Origin of the sequence: Kallipyga gabonensis, from assembly GCF_001286805.1 — a bacterium.
Classification (GTDB): domain Bacteria; phylum Bacillota; class Clostridia; order Tissierellales; family Peptoniphilaceae; genus Kallipyga; species Kallipyga gabonensis.
Window position 1 is genome coordinate 1,109,979 of the sequence record NZ_CXYV01000002.1, and the last position, 19,636, is coordinate 1,129,614.

Annotated in this window: 22 protein-coding genes and 1 pseudogene; 22 read left to right on the forward strand and 1 reads right to left on the reverse strand. The window is 48.0% G+C overall.

Going from position 1 to position 19,636, the window contains the following annotated elements; genetic code table 11:
• The 22 genes and pseudogenes from ftsY (at nucleotide 1) to BN2373_RS06630 (ending at nucleotide 18,687) form a co-directional block, all read left to right on the forward strand.
• A complete protein-coding gene (gene ftsY / locus BN2373_RS06530; RefSeq protein WP_053943289.1) occupies nucleotides 1–915 on the forward strand; it encodes a signal recognition particle-docking protein FtsY in 915 nt (304 codons plus the stop codon).
• Nucleotides 916–1,023: 108 nt separating this feature from the next.
• Nucleotides 1,024–1,377, forward strand: a complete 354-nt coding sequence (gene ylxM, locus BN2373_RS06535; protein ID WP_053943290.1) for a YlxM family DNA-binding protein — start codon at nucleotides 1,024–1,026, stop codon at nucleotides 1,375–1,377.
• 3 nt (nucleotides 1,378–1,380) lie between these two features.
• Nucleotides 1,381–2,709, forward strand: coding sequence for a signal recognition particle protein (gene ffh, locus BN2373_RS06540; protein ID WP_053943291.1), 1,329 nt, complete (start codon nucleotides 1,381–1,383; stop codon nucleotides 2,707–2,709).
• Nucleotides 2,710–2,718: 9 nt separating this feature from the next.
• Nucleotides 2,719–2,967 (forward strand): annotated as a pseudogene (gene rpsP, locus BN2373_RS08025) (30S ribosomal protein S16); the annotation flags it as partial.
• A gap of 199 nt (nucleotides 2,968–3,166) precedes the next feature.
• A complete protein-coding gene (locus BN2373_RS06550) occupies nucleotides 3,167–3,406 on the forward strand; it encodes a KH domain-containing protein (protein ID WP_053943292.1) in 240 nt (79 codons plus the stop codon).
• On the forward strand, nucleotides 3,399–3,920 hold the full coding sequence (gene rimM / locus BN2373_RS06555) for a ribosome maturation factor RimM (protein ID WP_053943293.1): 522 nt from the start codon (nucleotides 3,399–3,401) through the stop codon (nucleotides 3,918–3,920). Before BN2373_RS06550 ends, rimM begins: the two co-directional genes overlap by 8 nt.
• Nucleotides 3,910–4,623, forward strand: a complete 714-nt coding sequence (gene trmD / locus BN2373_RS06560; RefSeq protein ID WP_202904633.1) for a tRNA (guanosine(37)-N1)-methyltransferase TrmD — start codon at nucleotides 3,910–3,912, stop codon at nucleotides 4,621–4,623. Before rimM ends, trmD begins: the two co-directional genes overlap by 11 nt.
• A gap of 16 nt (nucleotides 4,624–4,639) precedes the next feature.
• The gene (gene rplS, locus BN2373_RS06565) at nucleotides 4,640–4,987 is read left to right on the forward strand and encodes a 50S ribosomal protein L19 (RefSeq protein ID WP_053943294.1); all 348 of its coding nucleotides are present in this window, start codon (nucleotides 4,640–4,642) and stop codon (nucleotides 4,985–4,987) included.
• 59 nt (nucleotides 4,988–5,046) lie between these two features.
• Nucleotides 5,047–5,898 carry a ribosome biogenesis GTPase YlqF gene (gene ylqF, locus BN2373_RS06570; protein WP_053943295.1) on the forward strand — a complete coding sequence of 284 codons (852 nt, stop codon included), beginning with the start codon at nucleotides 5,047–5,049 and terminating at the stop codon, nucleotides 5,896–5,898.
• Nucleotides 5,888–6,559, forward strand: coding sequence for a ribonuclease HII (locus BN2373_RS06575; RefSeq protein ID WP_053943296.1), 672 nt, complete (start codon nucleotides 5,888–5,890; stop codon nucleotides 6,557–6,559). Before ylqF ends, BN2373_RS06575 begins: the two co-directional genes overlap by 11 nt.
• Nucleotides 6,525–6,986, forward strand: a complete 462-nt coding sequence (locus BN2373_RS06580) for a YraN family protein (protein ID WP_162200062.1) — start codon at nucleotides 6,525–6,527, stop codon at nucleotides 6,984–6,986. The genes BN2373_RS06575 and BN2373_RS06580 overlap by 35 nt, the downstream gene beginning before the upstream one ends.
• Nucleotides 6,986–8,113: a DNA-processing protein DprA gene (dprA, locus tag BN2373_RS06585; RefSeq protein WP_053943298.1), complete on the forward strand. Its 1,128-nt coding sequence runs from the start codon at nucleotides 6,986–6,988 to the stop codon at nucleotides 8,111–8,113. Before BN2373_RS06580 ends, dprA begins: the two co-directional genes overlap by 1 nt.
• A 39-nt stretch (nucleotides 8,114–8,152) precedes the next feature.
• Complete coding sequence (gene topA, locus BN2373_RS06590; RefSeq protein ID WP_053943299.1) at nucleotides 8,153–10,246, forward strand: type I DNA topoisomerase; 2,094 nt, start codon at nucleotides 8,153–8,155, stop codon at nucleotides 10,244–10,246.
• Nucleotides 10,247–10,544: 298 nt separating this feature from the next.
• Entirely contained in the window at nucleotides 10,545–10,709 is a 165-nt protein-coding gene (locus BN2373_RS07905; protein WP_162200063.1) for a hypothetical protein, read from the forward strand.
• Nucleotides 10,706–11,416 (forward strand): hypothetical protein, encoded by a 711-nt coding sequence (locus BN2373_RS06600; protein WP_053943301.1) that lies wholly within the window; start codon nucleotides 10,706–10,708, stop codon nucleotides 11,414–11,416. Before BN2373_RS07905 ends, BN2373_RS06600 begins: the two co-directional genes overlap by 4 nt.
• A 55-nt stretch (nucleotides 11,417–11,471) precedes the next feature.
• A complete protein-coding gene (locus BN2373_RS08030; protein ID WP_053943302.1) occupies nucleotides 11,472–11,672 on the forward strand; it encodes a hypothetical protein in 201 nt (66 codons plus the stop codon).
• The gene (locus tag BN2373_RS08105; protein WP_420795656.1) at nucleotides 11,584–11,826 is read left to right on the forward strand and encodes an LPXTG cell wall anchor domain-containing protein; all 243 of its coding nucleotides are present in this window, start codon (nucleotides 11,584–11,586) and stop codon (nucleotides 11,824–11,826) included. Before BN2373_RS08030 ends, BN2373_RS08105 begins: the two co-directional genes overlap by 89 nt.
• 471 nt (nucleotides 11,827–12,297) lie before the next feature.
• A complete protein-coding gene (locus tag BN2373_RS06610; protein WP_053943303.1) occupies nucleotides 12,298–13,347 on the forward strand; it encodes an extracellular solute-binding protein in 1,050 nt (349 codons plus the stop codon).
• 89 nt (nucleotides 13,348–13,436) lie between these two features.
• The gene (locus BN2373_RS06615; RefSeq protein WP_053943304.1) at nucleotides 13,437–14,543 is read left to right on the forward strand and encodes an ABC transporter ATP-binding protein; all 1,107 of its coding nucleotides are present in this window, start codon (nucleotides 13,437–13,439) and stop codon (nucleotides 14,541–14,543) included.
• Entirely contained in the window at nucleotides 14,540–16,198 is a 1,659-nt protein-coding gene (locus BN2373_RS06620; RefSeq protein ID WP_053943305.1) for an ABC transporter permease, read from the forward strand. Before BN2373_RS06615 ends, BN2373_RS06620 begins: the two co-directional genes overlap by 4 nt.
• Nucleotides 16,199–16,246: 48 nt before the next feature.
• Nucleotides 16,247–17,959 carry a sensor histidine kinase gene (locus tag BN2373_RS06625; RefSeq protein WP_053943306.1) on the forward strand — a complete coding sequence of 571 codons (1,713 nt, stop codon included), beginning with the start codon at nucleotides 16,247–16,249 and terminating at the stop codon, nucleotides 17,957–17,959.
• Nucleotides 17,953–18,687, forward strand: coding sequence for a response regulator transcription factor (locus BN2373_RS06630; protein ID WP_053943307.1), 735 nt, complete (start codon nucleotides 17,953–17,955; stop codon nucleotides 18,685–18,687). Before BN2373_RS06625 ends, BN2373_RS06630 begins: the two co-directional genes overlap by 7 nt.
• 81 nt (nucleotides 18,688–18,768) lie before the next feature.
• On the opposite strand, the gene BN2373_RS06635 is transcribed toward BN2373_RS06630, so the two are convergent.
• Complete coding sequence (locus tag BN2373_RS06635) at nucleotides 18,769–19,608, reverse strand: hypothetical protein (protein WP_053943308.1); 840 nt, start codon at nucleotides 19,606–19,608, stop codon at nucleotides 18,769–18,771.
• Nucleotides 19,609–19,636: the final 28 nt, after the last annotated feature.

Sequence of the window (19,636 nt, forward strand, 5' to 3'; positions counted from 1 at the left end):
ATGGGATTTTTTGACAAACTGAAAGAGGGATTGTCCAAGACGAGAGATAGTTTAGCGGGTGCGGTGGATGATATTGTCCATGGCCGGGCGACTATCGACGATGAGATGTTTGATGACCTGGAAGAGACCCTGGTGATGGCAGACATCGGTTTTGATTCCTCCATGGCCATCATAGACGACCTTCGGGACAAGGTGGCAAAGGATCGGATTCGGGAAACAGACGGAGTCATTGCCGCCCTTAAAGAGATTATGGCGGAAAGGCTTTTGACTGATTCTTCGGTGACGGATATTGTTCATCGACAAGGCCCTACGGTCTTATTGGTTATCGGGGTCAACGGGGTAGGGAAAACGACCACCATTGCGAAGATTGCCAATTATCTTAAGGGTGAAGGGAAGTCCGTCCTCCTCTGTGCCGGAGATACTTTTCGGGCTGCTGCCATCGACCAGATCCAAATGTGGGCTGACCGGGTCGGCGTTCCCCTGGTAAAAAAAGAAGAGGGTTCTGATCCTGCTTCGGTTGTCTTTGATGGGATTCAGGAGGCTAAGAACCGGTCCAGCGATGTCCTGATTATCGATACGGCAGGTCGTCTCCATAATAAGAAGAATCTCATGAAGGAATTGGAAAAGATTCATTCTATTATTGAGCGGGAGTATGGGGAGGCCTATTTAGAGTCCCTTCTTGTCCTGGATGCTTCTACGGGACAAAATGCCGTTCTTCAGGCAAAAGCCTTTAATGAAGTGACAAAAATGACCGGTTTAGTTTTAACCAAACTTGATGGCACAGCAAAAGGCGGGGTGGTCTATCCTCTCCAATACGAATGTCAGGTTCCGGTCCAATGGATTGGAGTGGGGGAAGGAATGGACGACCTTCGTCCCTTTGATCCAAAGTCCTTTGTTGAAGCGATCTTTTCCTAGTACCGTCTGAAAGCTTTTACAATAAAAGCCCCCTCTGTCAAGTAAAAAGACTTGACAGAGGAGGCTTTCCTGTTTAGAATAGGAACGTTGATAAAAGGAGGAAGAGTCATGGACCCAATTATTGAGATCGGCTTACTCCTATCGGCCTACGGTTCTTTGTTAACGGATAACCAGGAAGACCTGATGGAAGCTTATTATTTTAACGACCTCTCCCTCCAGGAAATTGCTGATAATGCCGGGATCTCCAAGCAGGCGGTTTCCGACCAGGTTCGGAAAGCCCGAACCAAGCTGAGGAAGATGGAGGATAAGGTCCACCATGTGGAGATGGTCTTAGCCTGCCAGTCAATTTTGCAAGACTTGGACCGGACAGTCGGTGGACTGGATCCTGAGGATGCCGGTCGAATCAAACCTCTTATCAACCAACTCAATACCATCCTCTTTAAGGAAAGGAGGGAAGGCTGATTCATGTTTGAAAATCTATCGGACCGCTTACAAAACACCTTCGCCAAGCTTACCGGCAAGGGACGTCTTTCAGAAAATGATATTGATCAAGCCATGCGGGAAATTCGCCTGGCCCTCCTGGAAGCAGACGTCAATTATAAGGTGGTCAAGAAATTTGTAAAAAACGTCAAAGAAAAGGCTATGGGCGAGGACATCATGAAGTCCTTAACGCCGGGACAGATGGTCGTCAAAATTGTTCGTGAGGAATTGATTGACCTCATGGCCGATGACAACCAGGCTTTGACTTATTCCTCCCCGCCTACGGTCATCCTCCTATGCGGACTCCAAGGGGCAGGGAAAACTACCCATGCGGGAAAGCTGGCTAAGCTATATATCAAAAAGGGTCACCGTCCACTCCTGATCGCTTGTGATGTTTACCGTCCTGCTGCCGTTGACCAGCTCAAGGTGGTAGGAAAACAGGCGGGAGCCCAGGTTTTTACCCGACCGACTGACCAGTCTCCTGTGGACATTGCCAAAGAGGGGGTCTGGGAAGCAAAAAAAACCGGACACGACATTGCTATCATCGATACGGCAGGCCGTTTGCAAATTGACCGGGATCTTATGCAGGAGCTCCGGGACATCAAGGAAGCGGTTCCTGTTCAGGAAACCCTCCTGGTCGTTGATGCCATGACCGGTCAGGAAGCTGTTAATGTCGCGGATACTTTCAATAAAGAGATAGAGCTTACCGGTATCATCCTCTCCAAGATGGATGGCGATGCCCGAGGAGGAGCGGCCCTGTCCGTCAGAGCCGTAACGGAAAAGCCCATCAAGCTGGTGGGGACGGGTGAAAAATTGGACGACCTGTCCGAATTTCATCCTGACCGACTGGTCTCCCGAATATTGGGAATGGGAGATGTACTTACCCTGATCGAAAAGGCGGAAGCCTCGTTGGACGAGGAAAAAGCCCGACAGATGGAAGACAAGCTCCGGAAGTCCCAGATGGACCTGAATGACTTTTATGATCAGATCCAGCAGATGAAAAAGCTGGGCCCCCTGGAAGATCTTTTAGGTATGATTCCGGGGCTGAATCAAAAGGCGATAGCGGGAATGAATGTGGATGACAAACAGGTTGTCCGCATTGAAGCGATCCTCACGTCGATGACCGACGAAGAACGCAGAAATCCCGATATGATAAACAGCTCAAGGCGTGAGCGTATCGCAAAGGGATCCGGAACATCTCCGGTGACCGTCAACCGTCTCCTCAAGCAATTTAAGGAGACGAAGAAGATGATGAAGAAAATGAACAAGTTGCAGAAGAACAAGAAAAACCTCTTTCAGCGGTTTTTCAAGTAGGAGGAATGCATGGCCGTAAAAATTAGAATGAAACGCATTGGTGCAAAGAAGAGACCCTTTTACCGGATTGTTGTCGCCGACTCCCGTCGGGCGGTCAAGGGCAAATTCATTGAAGAGATCGGTTTCTATAACCCCATCTCCGAGCCTCGGATGTTCCGGATCAACGCCGACAAAGTTAAGGAATGGATGAGGAATGGTGCGAAACCTTCCGACACCGTGAACCGTCTCTTCAAGGAGTACGGAGTTTACGATGGTGAGGGAATTATTGAGCAGGGTTGCTCCAATGAGGCTAAACCGAAAAAGCACTATGATGCTGAACCCCTGCCTCCCAAGGAAGAGACAGTAGAAGCTCCGGAAGAAGATGCTCAGGCCGAAGAAGACCTTGAAGCCGAGCCTGCAGAGTCTGAGGATGCTGAAGAAGCTGAAGAAGCCACGGAAGTAGAAGCGGAATAATCCCATGAGAGATTTATTGGAGATGATGGCAAAGAGCCTGGCTGACCACAAAGAGGATATTCAAATTGAAGAGCATTCCGAAGGTGGTGTCGTTGACCTGACCCTGAAGGTAAATTCTGAAGATATGGGCAAGGTCATTGGAAAACAGGGTCGGATTGCTAATTCTATGCGACAAATTCTCAAAGCATGTGCGATTAAAGAAAATGTGAAAGTCAGCTTGGAGATCGCTTCTCTCGATGAGTGATTTGGTATTTTTGGGTCAGGTTATCCGTCCTCACGGGATAAGAGGAGGGCTCAAGGTCAAAGTTACCGATGACCGCCCCGACCGCTTTCATGAAGGTCAGACCATCCTTGCTATAGGACCGGGGAAAAAAGAAGCAGGTCAGGAGTATCGGGTGAAATCCTATTCGGAGGACGGCCTCTTCGGTATCCTTTATTTTGAAGAGTGTCAGGATCCGGATGGTGCGGAAGCCTTGAGAGATTATTCTCTCTATCTTGATCGGGCAGACCTCTCTGACCTGCCGGACAACCGCTTTTATGTCCTGGATTTAGAAGGTTTGGACGTGGTGAACGAAGAAGGTTTGAACCGGGGGAGGGTGGAGTCCGTCATGTCCACCTGGGCAAATGACGTTCTTGCCATCCGTTACCGAGGTCAGGAGATCCTTGTTCCTTTTGTCAAGGCCTTTATTCGGGAAGTCAATTTGAATACTCACCGGATTGTTATCCATGAATGGGAAGGACTTTTTGATGAAAATTGATATCCTGACTCTTTTTCCCGATCTTTTTTCCATCATGGAATCCTATGGGGTGATTGGTCGGGCAATGAAAGACAAGAAGTTGGATATCCAAGTCACCAACATTCGTGACTTCACCTATGATAAACATCGGACAGTTGATGCCAGTGTTTTTGGGGGAGCTCCCGGTATGCTGATGAAGGCTGAACCGGTTGTGGAATCCCTGGAATCGGTTAAGGGGGACGATGGTCATATCATCTATCTTTCTCCCCAAGGACGAGTCCTGGACCAGGACAAGGCCAGAGACCTGGCAAAAATGCCCCATCTCGTCCTTCTTTGTGGCCACTACGAAGGGATAGATTCTCGGGTGGTCAACCATTTTGTGGATGAGGAGATCTCTATAGGTGATTACGTCTTAACCGGTGGTGAACTGCCCGCCATGGTTTTAATGGATAGCGTAGTTCGTTGGATTGATGGCGTTCTGGGAAATGAGGAGTCTGCACCTGGTGATTCCTTGGCCAATGGTCTTCTCCAGCATGACGAATTCACCAAGCCGAGAGATTTTCGGGGTTATCTTGTTCCTGAGGTTCTCCTGTCCGGAAACCACCAGGCCATAGACGAGTGGAGAGAGGCTTCAGCTCTGGAAAATACCAGAAAGAAGCGACCTGATTTATACCAAAAATATTGCCAAGAGAACATACCATCGAAGAAGAATCTTTCGAGATAATATTGAGGAGGTAAGAATGGACTACATTACAAAGCTCGAACAGGAGCAGATGAAAGAGGAAATGCCTGAATTTCGCGTGGGCGATACGGTAAAGGTCCACTATAGGGTCAAAGAGGGTTCCCGTGAGCGTATTCAGATTTTTGAAGGAACAGTCATCAAAAGACAGGGTGGCGGCCTTAATGAAACCTTCACCGTTCGCCGCTTGTCCTATGGTGTGGGTGTTGAGCGTACTTTCCTCGTACACTCCCCGAGAGTGGAGAAGATTGAACCCACTCGCCGCGGTAAGGCACGCAGGGCCAAGCTCTTTTATCTCAGAAACCGTGTGGGTAAGCGGGCTAAGGTTAAGGAAAAGAAGGAATATTAAAAACTTCCGCCAGCGTTTGGTTCAACCAGACGCTGGTTTTTTTCAAGGAAGGAGGTCCCATGAATATAAACTGGTTTCCGGGACATATGAAGAAGGCAACGGACAGGATACAGGCTCAATACGACCAGGTGGACTTATCCTGTGAAGTTCTTGATGCCCGAGTTCCCCTATCCTCACGAAACCGAGTGCTGGAAGAGATGACCGCATCCAAGCCCAGACTGATTATTCTGAATAAGGCTGACCTTGCTGATCCCTCTAAAACGAAAGACTGGATGGATAAGTTGGGGGATAAGGACCAATGCGTTCTTGCCCTCAATGCAAGAGATGACGACTTTTCAAGCCTGGTGGAAAAGAGGGCGAAAATCCTATGTCAGTCCATGCTGGAAAAAAGAAGACAAAAAGGCCTGAAAAATCGGGAAATTCGGATGATGGTTTTCGGAATTCCCAATTCCGGAAAATCAACATTTATCAATAAGTTATCCGGTCGAAAAAGTGCTAAAACGGGGGATCGTCCGGGTGTAACCACAGCGAACCAGTGGATTAAGACTCCGACCGACCTCCTCCTCCTGGATACCCCGGGTATTATGGTGAAGAAGATGGAGAAGACCCAAGGCCTTCATCTTTCCTGGACGGGGGCAATCAAGGAAGAAGTCCTCAACCTTCAAGAGGTCGGTTATGCCTTTCTCCACTTTCTGCTGGACCACTATGAGGAAGCTCTGGTAAACCGCTATAATTTGCCCTCCGGCTTGTCCGAATTGGAGGCTATGGACTTTATCGGACAAAAGATGGGAGCCATGGTTGGTGGCTATATCGACTACGATCGGGTATCCGCTCGTCTATTCGATGACTTCCAGAAGGGCAGGCTTGGACGAATCAGTTTAGAAGAAGCGGAGGATTCGGATGAAACGTGACTCTTGGAGCCCTGAAGATCAGATGACCCTGGAAAAAGAAATAGAAGAGTACAATTTGGTTTGCGGTATCGATGAAGTGGGACGAGGTCCTATCGCCGGACCGGTTCTTGCCTGTGCTATCATTATGCCGAGCGGAAAATTTCTTCCAGGTGTCAAGGATTCCAAAAAGTTGACAGAGAAAAAAAGGGAATCCTTATATGATTTGATTCTTTCTCAATGTCTGGCATGGGGGATTGGGATGCGGGATGAACGGGCGATTGATCAAATGAATATCCGTCAGGCCACCCTGGCTGCCATGAAGGATGCTTTGGAAAGCCTCCATGATAAAGAGGGGAATCCGGTGGTACCTGACCTGGTTTTGGTCGATGCGGAGCATGTGGATACTCCCTTGCTTCAGCGATCGATTATCAAGGGGGATGACCGTGTTTATGCCATTTCCTGTGCTTCTATCATAGCCAAGGTCACTCGAGACCGGATGATGGTCCGGTATGGCGAAGATTTCCCGGAATACGGTTTTGAGAACCATAAGGGTTACGGAACCAAATTCCACTACCAGGCAATTGAAAAATATGGACTATTGCCCATTCACCGCATGTCGTTTATCCACAGAGAGGGATTATTTAGGCATGCACAATATAAAGACGACCAAAACCGAAAATAGAGAGTCCAACCAGGCAATAAGAAGAGACCCATCAGGTTGGAAAGAGAAAGTAAGCCGGATGAGCGTGGACGAAAAAGGCCGGTGGGGGGAGGATGCCGCTGCCAGCTATTATGCGTCTCGTGGATTTCAAATCCTTGAAAGAAATTTTCATTGTCCTTTTGGTGAAATTGATCTTATTGTCGGCAGGGGAGACTGTCTTCGCTTTGTGGAGGTCAAAGCACGAACCCGATCTACCTATGGCCGGCCGGCGGATTTCGTCGATCGGAGAAAAAGAAATAAAATCCGACGAACCGCTTTTCATTTTTTATCCCGTTTCGAGGGAAGAGAGCGGTGGACCTACTACCTTTTTGATGTAGTTGAGGTGAGCCTAAGCGAGGGAAGAATCCATTGTATCCCCAATGCCTTTGCCTTGAAAGAGGGGGCGTAATGGCTTGGCCTGAGAGCCCGGAGAAAGAAATAATACTGCGAAAGAGGCTGATTGATCTCTCCTTATCAGGCAATGACCCTATGGCAATTTCCCGGGCCTTGATCGCCCTTTTGAAGTCGGAAGAAGGGGATGGGGAATTGCCCTCTTTGTCCGGTAGAGAAGCAGAAATCTATAAGCACTTGAGGGAGGGGAAGACGGAAGAGGGGAAAGACCTCAGGACAAGGGGTCCAGGAATCACTGGTGAATCTTCCACCCCCTATTGGACCCTGACCTATTTGGATTCCACCTATCCGCCTCTTCTTCGGGAAATGATCAACCCCCCGGCTGTCCTCTTCGGTAGGGGTAAACAGGAGGTCTTGTCGGGGCCTTTTTTTACCATGGTAGGGACTCGAAATGCATCCAGCTATGGATTAAGTGTGGCTAACCGATTCGCTGAGACTTTGGCATCGGCAGGCCTGGTCATTGTTTCCGGCCTGGCCCTGGGAATTGATGCAGCCTCTCATCGGGGTGCCCTGAAAGCCAAGGGAAAGACCCTGGCTGTTATGGCCTGCGGAATCGACCGGGTCTATCCGGCCGGTCACCGGGATCTGGCAAAAAAGATCTGCCAGGAGGGGGCAATTTTAACCGAATATCCTCCGGGCAGTCCTCCCCTCAAGTACCATTTCAAGAACCGTAATCGTATCCTATCCGGTTTATCCATAGCCACCCTGGTTGTGGAAGCCAGGGAAAAGTCCGGGACCATGATTACCTCTCGTTTTGCCGGTGACCAGGGGCGGGACCTCTTTGCTATACCGGGGAACATCAATCAACCCCGGTCCTCCGGTTGTAACTGGCTCATCCAGCAGGGAGCTATCTTAGCCCAGAAGCCCTCAGATATATTGATGGCTCTGAAAGGGAGAATCCCCACCAAACCACATCAAACGAAATCAAAGAATCACAATTTGCCAAGGGACCAGGTCTTGATATATGATAGGCTATCTTCCGGGCCCATGTATCCCGAACTTTTAATTCGGGAGCTGGGCGGAGAGCTTTCCGACATCTGGACGGTTTTGACCTTGATGGAAATGAAAGGGCTTATCGAAAAGGACTTGTCCGGCCGTTATCAGATTCGGGAAAGTATTTTATGAAGTTTGTTCAATGATGAATTCGGATAGACAGGATGGATTATGACCAAGAAGCTTGTGATTGTGGAATCACCGACCAAAACAAAGACCATATCTAGGATTCTCGGAAAAGACTATGAAGTATTAGCTTCTAAGGGTCACCTCCGAGATTTGCCCAAAAGTCAATTTGGCGTAGATATTGAAAATAATTTTGAGCCTAAATATATTAACGTAAGGGGGAAAGGCTCTACAATCAATGCCTTAAAAAAAGCCAAGAAAAATGCCAATATTACCTACCTTGCCACCGACCCTGACCGTGAGGGGGAGGCAATTTCCTGGCATCTTGCTCACATTCTCGGTATGGATCCCAAGGCAGAGAACAGGGTTTCTTTCCAGGAGATCACGCCCAGTGGGGTGAAAGAGGGGATAGACCACCCTCGGACTATCGATATGGACCTGGTTGACTCCCAGCAGGGTCGGCGGATCATGGACCGGATCGTAGGCTACGAAATCTCTCCTATTCTTTGGAAAAAAGTCAAGTCAGGTTTGTCTGCCGGTCGGGTTCAATCTGTTGCGGTGAAGATTATTGTTGACCGAGAAAGAGAAATTGAAAATTTCAAGCCTAGGGAATATTGGACGCTTCATGCGACGCATAATAAGAATAAGATCAATTTTGAGAGTCAGTTTCAGGGGTTGGAGTCGGGCAATAAAGTAAAAAAAGTGGACTTGTCTACTGAACAGGAAGCTCAGGCTCTTATCAATCAATTGGGAGCCGATTTTACAGTGAAATCAGTAGAAAAAAAGACCCGACGGAAGCGTCCCTATCCGCCTTTCACCACATCCACCCTCCAGCAGGAAGCTTCTCGTCGCTTGAATTTCTCCACATCCAAGACCATGATGGTCGCCCAGCAGCTCTATGAGGGATTGTCGACCGGTCATGGGGAAGTAGGTCTGATTACCTATATGCGAACCGATTCTACCCGTCTGTCCAAGGAATTCACTTCTGCCGCCAAGACTTATATTATTGATCGATATGGGAAGACCTACGCCACTCAGGGAATCTCCTATGCGGCAAAAAAAGCAAACCAGCAGGATGCTCATGAAGCGGTCCGCCCTACCGACGTTTCCAGGGATCCTCAAAGTATCCGGTCTTATTTAACCAACGACCAATTCCGTCTTTATGACTTAATTTGGCGGCGTGCCCTCGCTTCGCAGATGAAATCCGCATCTTATAAAGCAACCAGCGTGGATTTGGTCAATTCAGGGGCGATCTTTCGGGTGAATGGAGTCGAACCAAATTTTGATGGCTTTCAGAAGGTGTGGCCCGTTCAGGAGAAGTCCCTCATCCTTCCCGAGATTACTCAGGGAGAGAATCTCAAAGCAATCAAACTGGACAAGCGTCAGCATTTCACTCAACCCCCCGCTCGTTACAGCGAGGCTTCTCTGGTGCAGACGCTGGAAAAGAATGGCATTGGAAGACCCTCCACCTATGCCCAGGTGATCAAGTCCATCCAAAAGCGACTCTATGTCAAGTTAGAGGATAAGCGCTTCCAGCCCACTGAGCTGGGAAGAAAAGTCAATGACTTTATGGAAGAAAATTTTGAAAAGATTATTGACATCAACTTTACCGCTCAAATGGAGGACCGCTTGGACCAGGTGGCTGATGGGGAGCTGGATTGGCAAAAGATGGTAGGCGATTTCTATGCCGTCTTTGAAAAGAACCTGGCCAAGGCCAAGGAAGATGACCGGTCTTACCGAATTCAGGATGAGCCAACCGGGGAGAAGTGCCCGGAATGTGGCCATGACCTTGTCTATAAGCATGGGAGGAATGGCAAATTTATCGGCTGTTCCCATTTCCCTGACTGCACCTTCACCAAGTCCATTGTAAAAAAAATAGGGGTGAAGTGCCCCAAGGACGGAGGGGAAATCATCGAAAAGGTCTCCAAGCGGGGGAAGGTCTTTTATGGCTGTCAAAACTACCCCAAATGCGACTATGCCACATGGGATAAGCCGACAGGAGAGACCTGCCCCAAGTGTGGTGACCTCCTGGTCCACCGGAAGAACCGACGGGAGGATGTGGTCATCTGTGCCAATGAGGATTGTCCTAACCATAATTTTGACCAAAGGGAAGGGAAGAAAGACAAGAAAAAATCCTAAAATAAGGGGTGGAGACGGCGACTTGTAAAATAAAATTCAACAAATAATAAAATCCATGGCTAATCTGCTGAGTGTTAATAGCGACAAAAACACATAAGGAGAAGCCATGGATTACGTTTATTATTCCACGACTTAAGAACAGGTCCTACTTTGAAGCTTGGTAAAGATCAGGCCTTCCATCGGTACAGACGATCACCACATATGTGGTACGTTTGCCCAACCCGAGGACTATAAGGCTGCGATCCAACCGGCTAACGGTGCGGAGATCGAGACCATCGCCGTTGAGGAGTATCCGGATATGGCACAGGCACATTCACCGGACGAACCGTCGTTGGCGAAGGTGAAGGTGCATTATAAGGACGGCAGCATTCATTTACTTGACGTGCCCGTGGTGGTAAATGCGAATGTCATTCCGGCAAGGAAGACGGTTCGAAACCGGAAGGCACGCCGGAAAATTACGTGAAGGTCATCGTAGATCCAACCGAAAAAGCGGAAGATCCCACGCGGTCGATTTTTCATGTCAATCCGGATGTGTTTGTCCACATACCGGTCAATGATCCGGTAGGGAGAGAAGTTTCTGCTGCGAATGCCATGAGCGCACCGCAAAACGTAGCGATGTTTAATGCGGCAAACGGGGAGGACGAAGCAGGGAGTGTTGCGCCGGAGAATGCATCGTCGGAAGAAAATGCATTGGAACCGGAAGTACCCGAAGAAGCAGAACCGACATTGCAAGAGTCGGTAAGCGAGAACTTGGCACCGGAAGAAAGTGCAGCATCAGACGACGAGCTTGAAATATCTGAAGCGGCGGCTCCGGTTGCGGTGTCGAACGGAGCATCCACGCACTATGTATTCAAGAATTGGGATAAGCTGATTACCGACCAGTTCCGCGAGGAAACGACCATAACCGCACTTTATGACCTTGTAGCGCTGCCGATTCAGCAGCTTCCGGATGTGCCGTTGGGCTGGCTTGTGACGACGGTTGACGTGACGCCGCAATTGAATGACTATGATCAACCCGGCGTAGTGGCAAAACCGGAAGGTTCGACGCTCTCCTTTGTCCATGCGGATGATTATCCCGAAGGCGAAGAAAAGCAGGCGATGCAGAAGCACGAGAAAGCATTTGAGAAGGCCATCCAAAACGGCGGATCGACATTTTCCTACATCCCGTAACCTTTGCGGACGGCTCGTCGCGCGTTGTGCGTGTTCCGTTGTACGTTTTGGTGCCATGCAAGTACCCGGAAAATCCGGACAATCCGAATCCGCCGGTGAACCCGGAGAATCCGAATCAGCCGAAACCGCCGGTGAACCCGGAGAATCCGGACAACCCGAAACCGCCGGTGAATCCGGAAAACCCGAATCAACCGAATCCACAGGATCCGTCTCAGCCGAATCGACCGAGGAATCCGCGGAATTCGAATCAATCTAGACCGCAAGGCGGAACCGCGCAAGGCGCGCGCGTTGGCGGCTCCCCGAAAACGGGAGATAACATTGCTTCTGTAGCGGGTGTTGGAATTCTTGCCGCGGCGGCGCTATACGTCAGCCGTCGGAAAAATCGGCAGCATGCGAACGAATCGAAGTAATAGTTTGTAAGAAAACACTTCGACTTTTGTGAATAGCTTGAAATCAGATCTCGAAAATTCCGAGAACTGCTTTTTTGTGAGCGGGTGTTCGGTATGCTTTCTAAAAGAGCTGTTACCGAGGCATTCCATCAAATTCATTTCCCAAGTTAGAAAAAGGCATGTCCCGGAAACATGTGCACGAGGAAACGGACGATGATGCGCAACTGCTCCATAGAGAAATGAGAAGCCGTGGGAGAACGATTCGTACATGGGGAATGAGGCACTTAGATCGATCGGTTTCCGAAGTCAAAATCAAAGGGAAAACCCATGTTTTTCTTTAAAAAGAGCCGAAAGTTGTAAATATTACCCCCAAAGGTTGTGTTTTGTGGGATGTACTTCACGTTTTATGTATAGTACAGTAAAAGCATCCGATGGGGAAAAGGTATGCCCCAAAGAGTAAGAAAGTAGATTCAAGAAATAAGGAGGAGAACAATGAAGAAGGGGAAAAGGTTGTTGGCACTCATCAGTGTATTATCTTTAAGCTTGCTGGCCGGCTGTGGCAATCAAGAAGCAAAGCCGGAAGGAGAAGCGCAGACGGATGATGCACAAACGCTGGTTGTATATACGGCAAGAAGTGAGAGCTTGAATAATGCGGTTATTGAGAACTTTGAAGCGGAAACGGGAATCCATGTAGAGGTTGTTACAGGCGGCACCGGTGAAGTTTTGAAGCGCGTACGCTCCGAAGCCGAAAATCCGCAGGGCGATATTTGCTGGGCGGCGGATGAGTCGATGCTGAAGGATTACACGGATTGTTTTGAAAAATATGTTTCTCCGGAAGACGAAAAAATGATGGAGGGATATAAAAATGTTACGGGATATTCTTCCCCGGCTTTCTGCGACCCCACCGTTTTCATCGTGAATACGGATCTTGCCGGGGATCTGAAAATTGAAGGATTTGCCGATTTATTGAATCCAGCGCTAAAGGGAAAGATTGCCGCCGGTGATCCGGTCAATTCCAGTTCCGCATTTCAGTGTTTAATCGCCGGATTGTACGATATGGGCAATGGAGATCCGATGTCCGAAGATGCATGGAAGTGGGCGTCCGGCCTTGTAGAAAACTTGGACGGGGTCAGCCTTACGAGCTCTTCTCAGGTATACAAGGGCGTTGCGGAAGGTGAGTACATTGTCGGTCTGACATGGGAAGACCCGGCAGCGGCCTATGTTCGCGACGGGGTAGCCGTCAAGGTGGTATTTCCGAAAGAGGGTGCTCTGATGTCCGGACAGTGTGTCTCCATCATCAAGGGAGCGCCTCATATGGAAAACGCCAAGAAGTTTGTGGACTATATGTTGGGCGATGCCTGCCAAAGCTATGTTGGAAAAAATTTGACCGTGCGTCCGCTGCGCCAGGATGTTCAATTGAATGACAGCCTTACACCATGGAGCGAAATCAATCGTTTGGAGTCCTATGACGGAGAATGGGTTGCTGCTAACAAAGCTGCCGTTACGGAAAAGTATAGCGAGTGCTTGGAGGATGCGCACTAAGCTGGATAGCACATTTCAACGGACCTGCGATTGCACTTCGTAGGTCCGTATATTTTTAGGCATATAAGAAAAGAAAGGGAACAAAGACAATGGGCGCTACGATTACTGTTGAAAATGCCGTAAAACGCTATGGGAAGGAAACGATTATCAAAGGACTTTCCCTGGAGGTGAAACCCGGGGAATTCTTTACATTACTCGGTCCTTCCGGTTGTGGGAAGACAACGCTTTTACGAATGATTATCGGATTTAATTCCATTGAGGGCGGCACGTTTAAGATTAACGACCGTGTCATTAATAATATTCCTACGAATAAACGCAATATCGGAATGGTGTTTCAAAATTACGCCGTATTTCCACACATGAGTGTCTTTGATAATGTAGCATTTGGATTGCGCAATCGAAAGATGCCCAAAGACGAAATCGAACAAAAAGTGAACCGAATATTAAAAATTGTCAAAATTGATCATTTGAAAGATCGCATGCCTGCGAATTTATCCGGCGGGCAACAACAGCGCGTGGCATTGGCAAGGGCGATTGTCATTGAGCCGGAAGTATTGCTGATGGATGAACCCTTATCCAATCTGGATGCCAAGCTTCGCGTGGAAATGCGCAATGCGATTAAGCGGATTCAGCAGCAGTTTCGCATCACAACGGTATATGTCACGCATGATCAGGAAGAAGCATTGGCTGTTTCCGATCGCATTGCGGTAATGAATAGTGGTGTTATTCAACAAATTGACACCCCGCCCCGGATCTATCAGCGCCCTGCAAATCGTTTTGTATCCAACTTTATCGGATTATCCAATTTTCTTGACGCAACGATCCGTCGCGTGGAAGGTCATACGGAAATCGACTTTATAAAGGATGACTATAAGGTGTCCATGGATAACATAAGCCAGGAAGCCGTCCATGAAGAAAAGGTGTTGATCGCCGTGCGTCCCGAAGAATTCATTCTCTCCACAGAGGGTGGGGAGGGGCTTCATGCAACCGTTCGCAGCAGCGTATTTCTCGGAACGACAACGCATTATTTCTTATCGTTGCGCTCTGGTCAGGAAATTGAAGCGATTCGTGACAGCGACGAGTGGGCGGTCATTCCAAATGGAACGGAGGTGCGGTTGCGTGTCAAGCCAAAACGGATCAATCTATTTACTGCAGATGGCGAAAAATCTCTGATTATTCGGGAGGAGCTGCTATGACCTATGCGGGTGAAAAACGTTTTAATATGTGGACGGTGTTGACGCTTGTGTTGCTGGCACTGTTCCTGCTATTTGTCATTTATCCGATCGGCATGTTATTGATCAAGAGTTTATTTACCGATGGAAAAGTGGACCTCAGTTATTTTACAAAGTTTTTTGCAAAACAATATTATTGGGGAACCCTGGTAAACAGCTTTAAGGTCACGGTGGTGTCCACCCTTGTTGCAGCACTGATCGGCGTCCCCATGGCGTACTTGTTGCGCAGTGTAAAAATTCGTGGCGCAAGTTTGATTAATATCTTAATTGTGATTTCTTATTTGTCGCCTCCTTTTATCGGTGCGTATTCCTGGATTCAGCTTTTGGGGCGCAACGGATTTTTCACGCGCCTGATCAATGGGATTTTCGGTGTACAGTTGCAAGGGATTTACGGCTTCGCCGGCATTGTACTTGTGTTCTCATTGCAATCATTTCCTTTGATTTACATGTATGTATCCGGGGCTATGAAAAACTTAGACAATTCCCTGAATGAGGCGGCAGAAAGCTTGGGTTGCAATCAATTCCAGCGTGTTACGAAAATTATTTTCCCACTCGTAATGCCGTCCCTGCTGGCAGGATCCTTGCTCGTATTTATGCGTGTCTTTGCGGACTTCGGCACACCCATGATTATCGGTGAGGGCTATAAGACATTTCCGGTCATGTTATACACACAGTTTATGGGTGAAGTCGGTACAAATGACGGTTTTGCTGCAACGATGTGCTTGATCGTGATTCTTATTGCGCTCTTCTTTTTCTTCATTCAAAAAGCTCTGGGGAAACGCTTCACGTACTCCATGACCGCACTGAAACCGATGGAACCGGAGGACCGGCGCGGATGGCGCAGAACCGTTGCCCATATCGTAGTCTATTTTGTAACGCTGATAGCGGCGTTGCCGCAGTTGACGGTCTTGGTCACCTCTTTTATCGGCACCATAAACGGCTCGCTGTTTACCGGGGAATTTACCTTGGACAACTATCGAAATATTTTCGCAAAAAGCAATACCTCTGCGATTACAAACAGCTATCTCTTTGGTCTCGTAGCGATTGTCATTGTCGTGGTATGTGGCATTCTCATCTCCTATCTCTGCGTACGGAAGAAGAATCCTCTGACGGCAGCACTCGATGTGTTGACGATGTTCCCCTATATCATTCCAGGTTCTGTGTTGGGTATTTCTTTTCTTTACGCTTTTAACGGCCCTCCGTTCCTTTTAGGCGGCACCGCACTCATTATTATTATTTCGTTGTCGATTCGACGAATGCCGTATACCATCCGATCGAGCACCGCTATTATCGGGCAGATCAGTCCGAGCATTGAGGAAGCTTCCATCAGTTTGGGCGCTTCACAGGTTCGCACCTTCCTGCGCATTACCATTCCGATGATGCTCCCTGGTGTTTTTTCGGGAGCCATCATGAGTTGGATTACTTTGATCAGTGAATTGAGTTCCTCCGTTATCTTGTATACGAGTCGAACCATGACGCTGACCGTAGCGATTTATTCGGAAGTCATTCGCAGTAACTTCGGGAATGCAGCAGCCTATTCCACATTATTGACGCTCACCTCGATTATCTCTTTACTCCTGTTTTTCAAATTTAGCGGGAAAAAGGATGTAAGCGTTTGATAAGATACAACATGGTAGAATGAAGGGGAGGCAAGGAGAGGAGTTGTCATGCGCCGCGAATCATTTCAAAATCAGCTGCGCCGATCATTCATTCGCTATGTGATGGCTATTTTGGCAGTCGTTTTTTTGCTCTACACAGGAGGCTTTGCCCTGAACTTTTTTATGGTTGTCGTGAAGGGCAGTCAAAAGGAGAACCGAAATCTGGAGCGCGCATTATCGCAACAGTTGTCGGTGTATGATGAGGGGCTGGTGGATCTGACCGAAGAAGAGACCCTTCAAAAGGCGGTTACAAAGGACACCGGCTCCACTCGTCTTACAGCAAATCGTCAACTGTATGCCTTTGCCAATCAACAGACGCTGCGACCATACTTCGTATTGATGGACGGGAAGATGCAGATCTGCTGTTCGAATTTGAGCGCCGAAAACCAATCGATTTTCGCCGATTCTGCTTTTGCTGCGCGCATGACAGATCGCATGCGTAGGGACTCCTCGACCACGCTGCACGCGGTTTGTACGGCGCCTCTCAGTCGTGAGCAGGCGTGCAATTTTTCTTTTTGTCGCGCCATTCCGGGAACCGACGGAGAATCCGTCGGCTACCTGTTTTTTAACCTACGTGAGGAGAGTTTCCAAGCCGTTTTTCGAGAAACCGCCTCCGCCGTGCTTCTGAAAGATTTATATGACAATGTGGTCTATACAACACTGGACCTTCAGAAGGATTCACAGGATAAACAGCTCAGTAATAAACTTACGCTTTCGCGCGAAACCAACGGCATTCTGGCGATTGACGAGAATTACTTCTATATGGCCACAGGCAATGTGATGTCGCAATCACTGCGCCTGTACACCTTAACACCCCTGGATATGCTCTTTCAAAGGCTTGGCTATAGTGCGGGTTTCTTTATTTTATTTCTCCTGGTCGTGGTGGTCCTTGTGCGTATGCTGACGCGTGCCTTTACCAAACAAAATGCGATGGAACTTGGCGAATTGAAATGCGCTGTCGAGCATCTGGAATACGATCCTCGAACGGCGGCCTTGTCACCGCAGTGTTCTCGTGAATCGCAGGAGCTGTATGAGCAGTTTCAGTCATTGATTCAGCACAATAATGAATTGTCGCAACGACGTCTACAGATGGAAATCAAACATTTGGAGGATAAGTTCAATCCCCACTTTGTCTACAATGTCATGGAAACGGTGCGATATCAGATCAGCGAGAACCCGGAGTCGGCATCGGAAATGCTACTTTCTTTTGCTGCGCTTATGCGATACAGTGTAAATTATTGCAATACAAAAGTTACTTTAGAAACCGATATCGAATATATCAATGATTATTTATTGCTGCAAAAGGTGCGGTACAATAACTGTCTGCGCTACGAGTTTGATATTCCCGAAGAGTTGATGGAATGTTTGGTGCCGAAGCTTTTACTGCAGCCGATTATTGAGAACAGTATTACGCATGGATATCAACCCGGACAAGTGCTGCATATTTGCGTGAAGGTGGAAAAACTGGGAGAAAGCTTGCGCTTCACAGTGACAGACGACGGCGCGGGAATTTCGGAGGCACAGCTTGAAGCGCTGCGGGCAAGTTTTTGTCAAGAGAATCAAGAAGATTACAAGGCGCATATCGGGTTGTATAACATTCAGAAAGTGATTCGACTGACATATGGCGAACCCTATGGCCTCCATATTGAAAGTGTCGTGGGTGTAGGGACAACCGTTACGTTGAATCTGCCCTATGAAGAGGAGGTACAGGAGAAATGTTGAAGGTTTTGCTGGTAGAGGATGAAAACCTGATTCGACGCGGATTATTGTATAAAACGGATTGGACGGAACTCCAATGTGTCGTGGTTGGAGAGGCGGGCAGCGGGACGGAAGGGCTTGCACAGATTGAAGCTTTGCGCCCGGATATCGTCATTACCGACATCCGTATGCCGGATATGGACGGCTTGGAAATGCTGCGAAAAGGGCAAGACATTTGTCCGTTTTATTCCATTATTTTGTCCGGATACAGTGAGTTTGATTATGCGCAGCAGGCGATTCATCTCGGGGTCACCGAGTATTTACTGAAGCCTTTGGACGAGAATGAATTGAAGGACTGTCTGAAACGCATTGTCGCGGCACATGAAAATCAGGCGGCATCCCCTTCAATAAAGACATCGGAAGAACCGGTGTCCCTAAAAAATAAGTACGCCGACGCCATGTTGCAGTACATACGCAATCATTATGCAGAGCGCATTTCCCTCACGGATTTAAGCCAGGAGTTGAACATCTCCTGCACCCATCTGAATGCAAAATTCAAAGCGGAAACGGGGTATACTTTTCACGCATTTTTAAATTATTATCGAATCCGGCGAGCGGTAGAATTGCAAAAAAGCGGCCAATATAAGCTCTACGAGATTGCAGAATTAGTTGGGTTTTCCGATTATAAATATTTCAATAAAGTCTTCAAAAAATACACGGGCTATTCACCAAATGTGATTTTCCCCCGGTAGGAATCGGTGTACATTTGTAAATGATGTGAGACCAAAAAAGTAAGTTGAGATCTCCCGTTTGCTATCCTAATTACTGGCGGGCTAGCCCGCCAGTAATTGGGTCCTTTTTTCCATAGGCGTTAGCCATTGTAGCGTCTGCATAGATAGTCGGTTGGATTTGTAGAGATTGCGCTTCATTTGTAGAATCAGATCTTCATCACTGTAGAAGGAGAGATGAGCATAAAAATGCTCATTGTCATTACGGTGACTTCGTTCGACCTTTCCGTTATGCCTTGGTGTCCTGGGCCGAATCAGTTTGTGCACAATCCCCTTTTCTTGACAGTAAAGATCGAAAGGATGTACCCGATCGGTCTCACGGAAGGGGTAAATGAACCATTCTCGGCTGGCTTCATCGATGACAGTGTATTGAAAGAATCGATCCGGCATTTTCCCCACGTAACAAGCGTTTGGAACATATTTGACATCGAGTTGCCACTTCACTCCAAGGGCTTTCGGGGTATCGTAAGGCTTCGGAATATAGGGTTTCTTCTTTGAGGCTTTTTGCTGGTAAAAGCCCTGTTTCCGAAGGAAACGGAAAAATGAACAGGGATGGCGGCGGTAGCCCTTTTGAAATTTCAGCTTGGCGTAGAGTTCAATGAGGGAGATGGTTGGATTTCGCCGAATGAAATTTTTAATCCAAGTTATTTCTTCTTCCGTATGGGCAGTAGGATGCGGACTTTTCGGTCGGTGGGAACGGTCCATTAGTGACTCCCGGCTGCCGTCAAAGCGGCGATTCCAACGCATGAGTGAGGCTTTTGAGATCTTGTAGCGGCGAATAACGAAGCTGACAGAATATCCTAAACGATACGTTTTAACCGCATGAAATCTCGTTTCTAAAGTATGTGGAAGATAGCGCTGAGTTTTTGTTATACTGGTAGACATAGAGAGAATCCTTTCTTTGTTAGCTTTT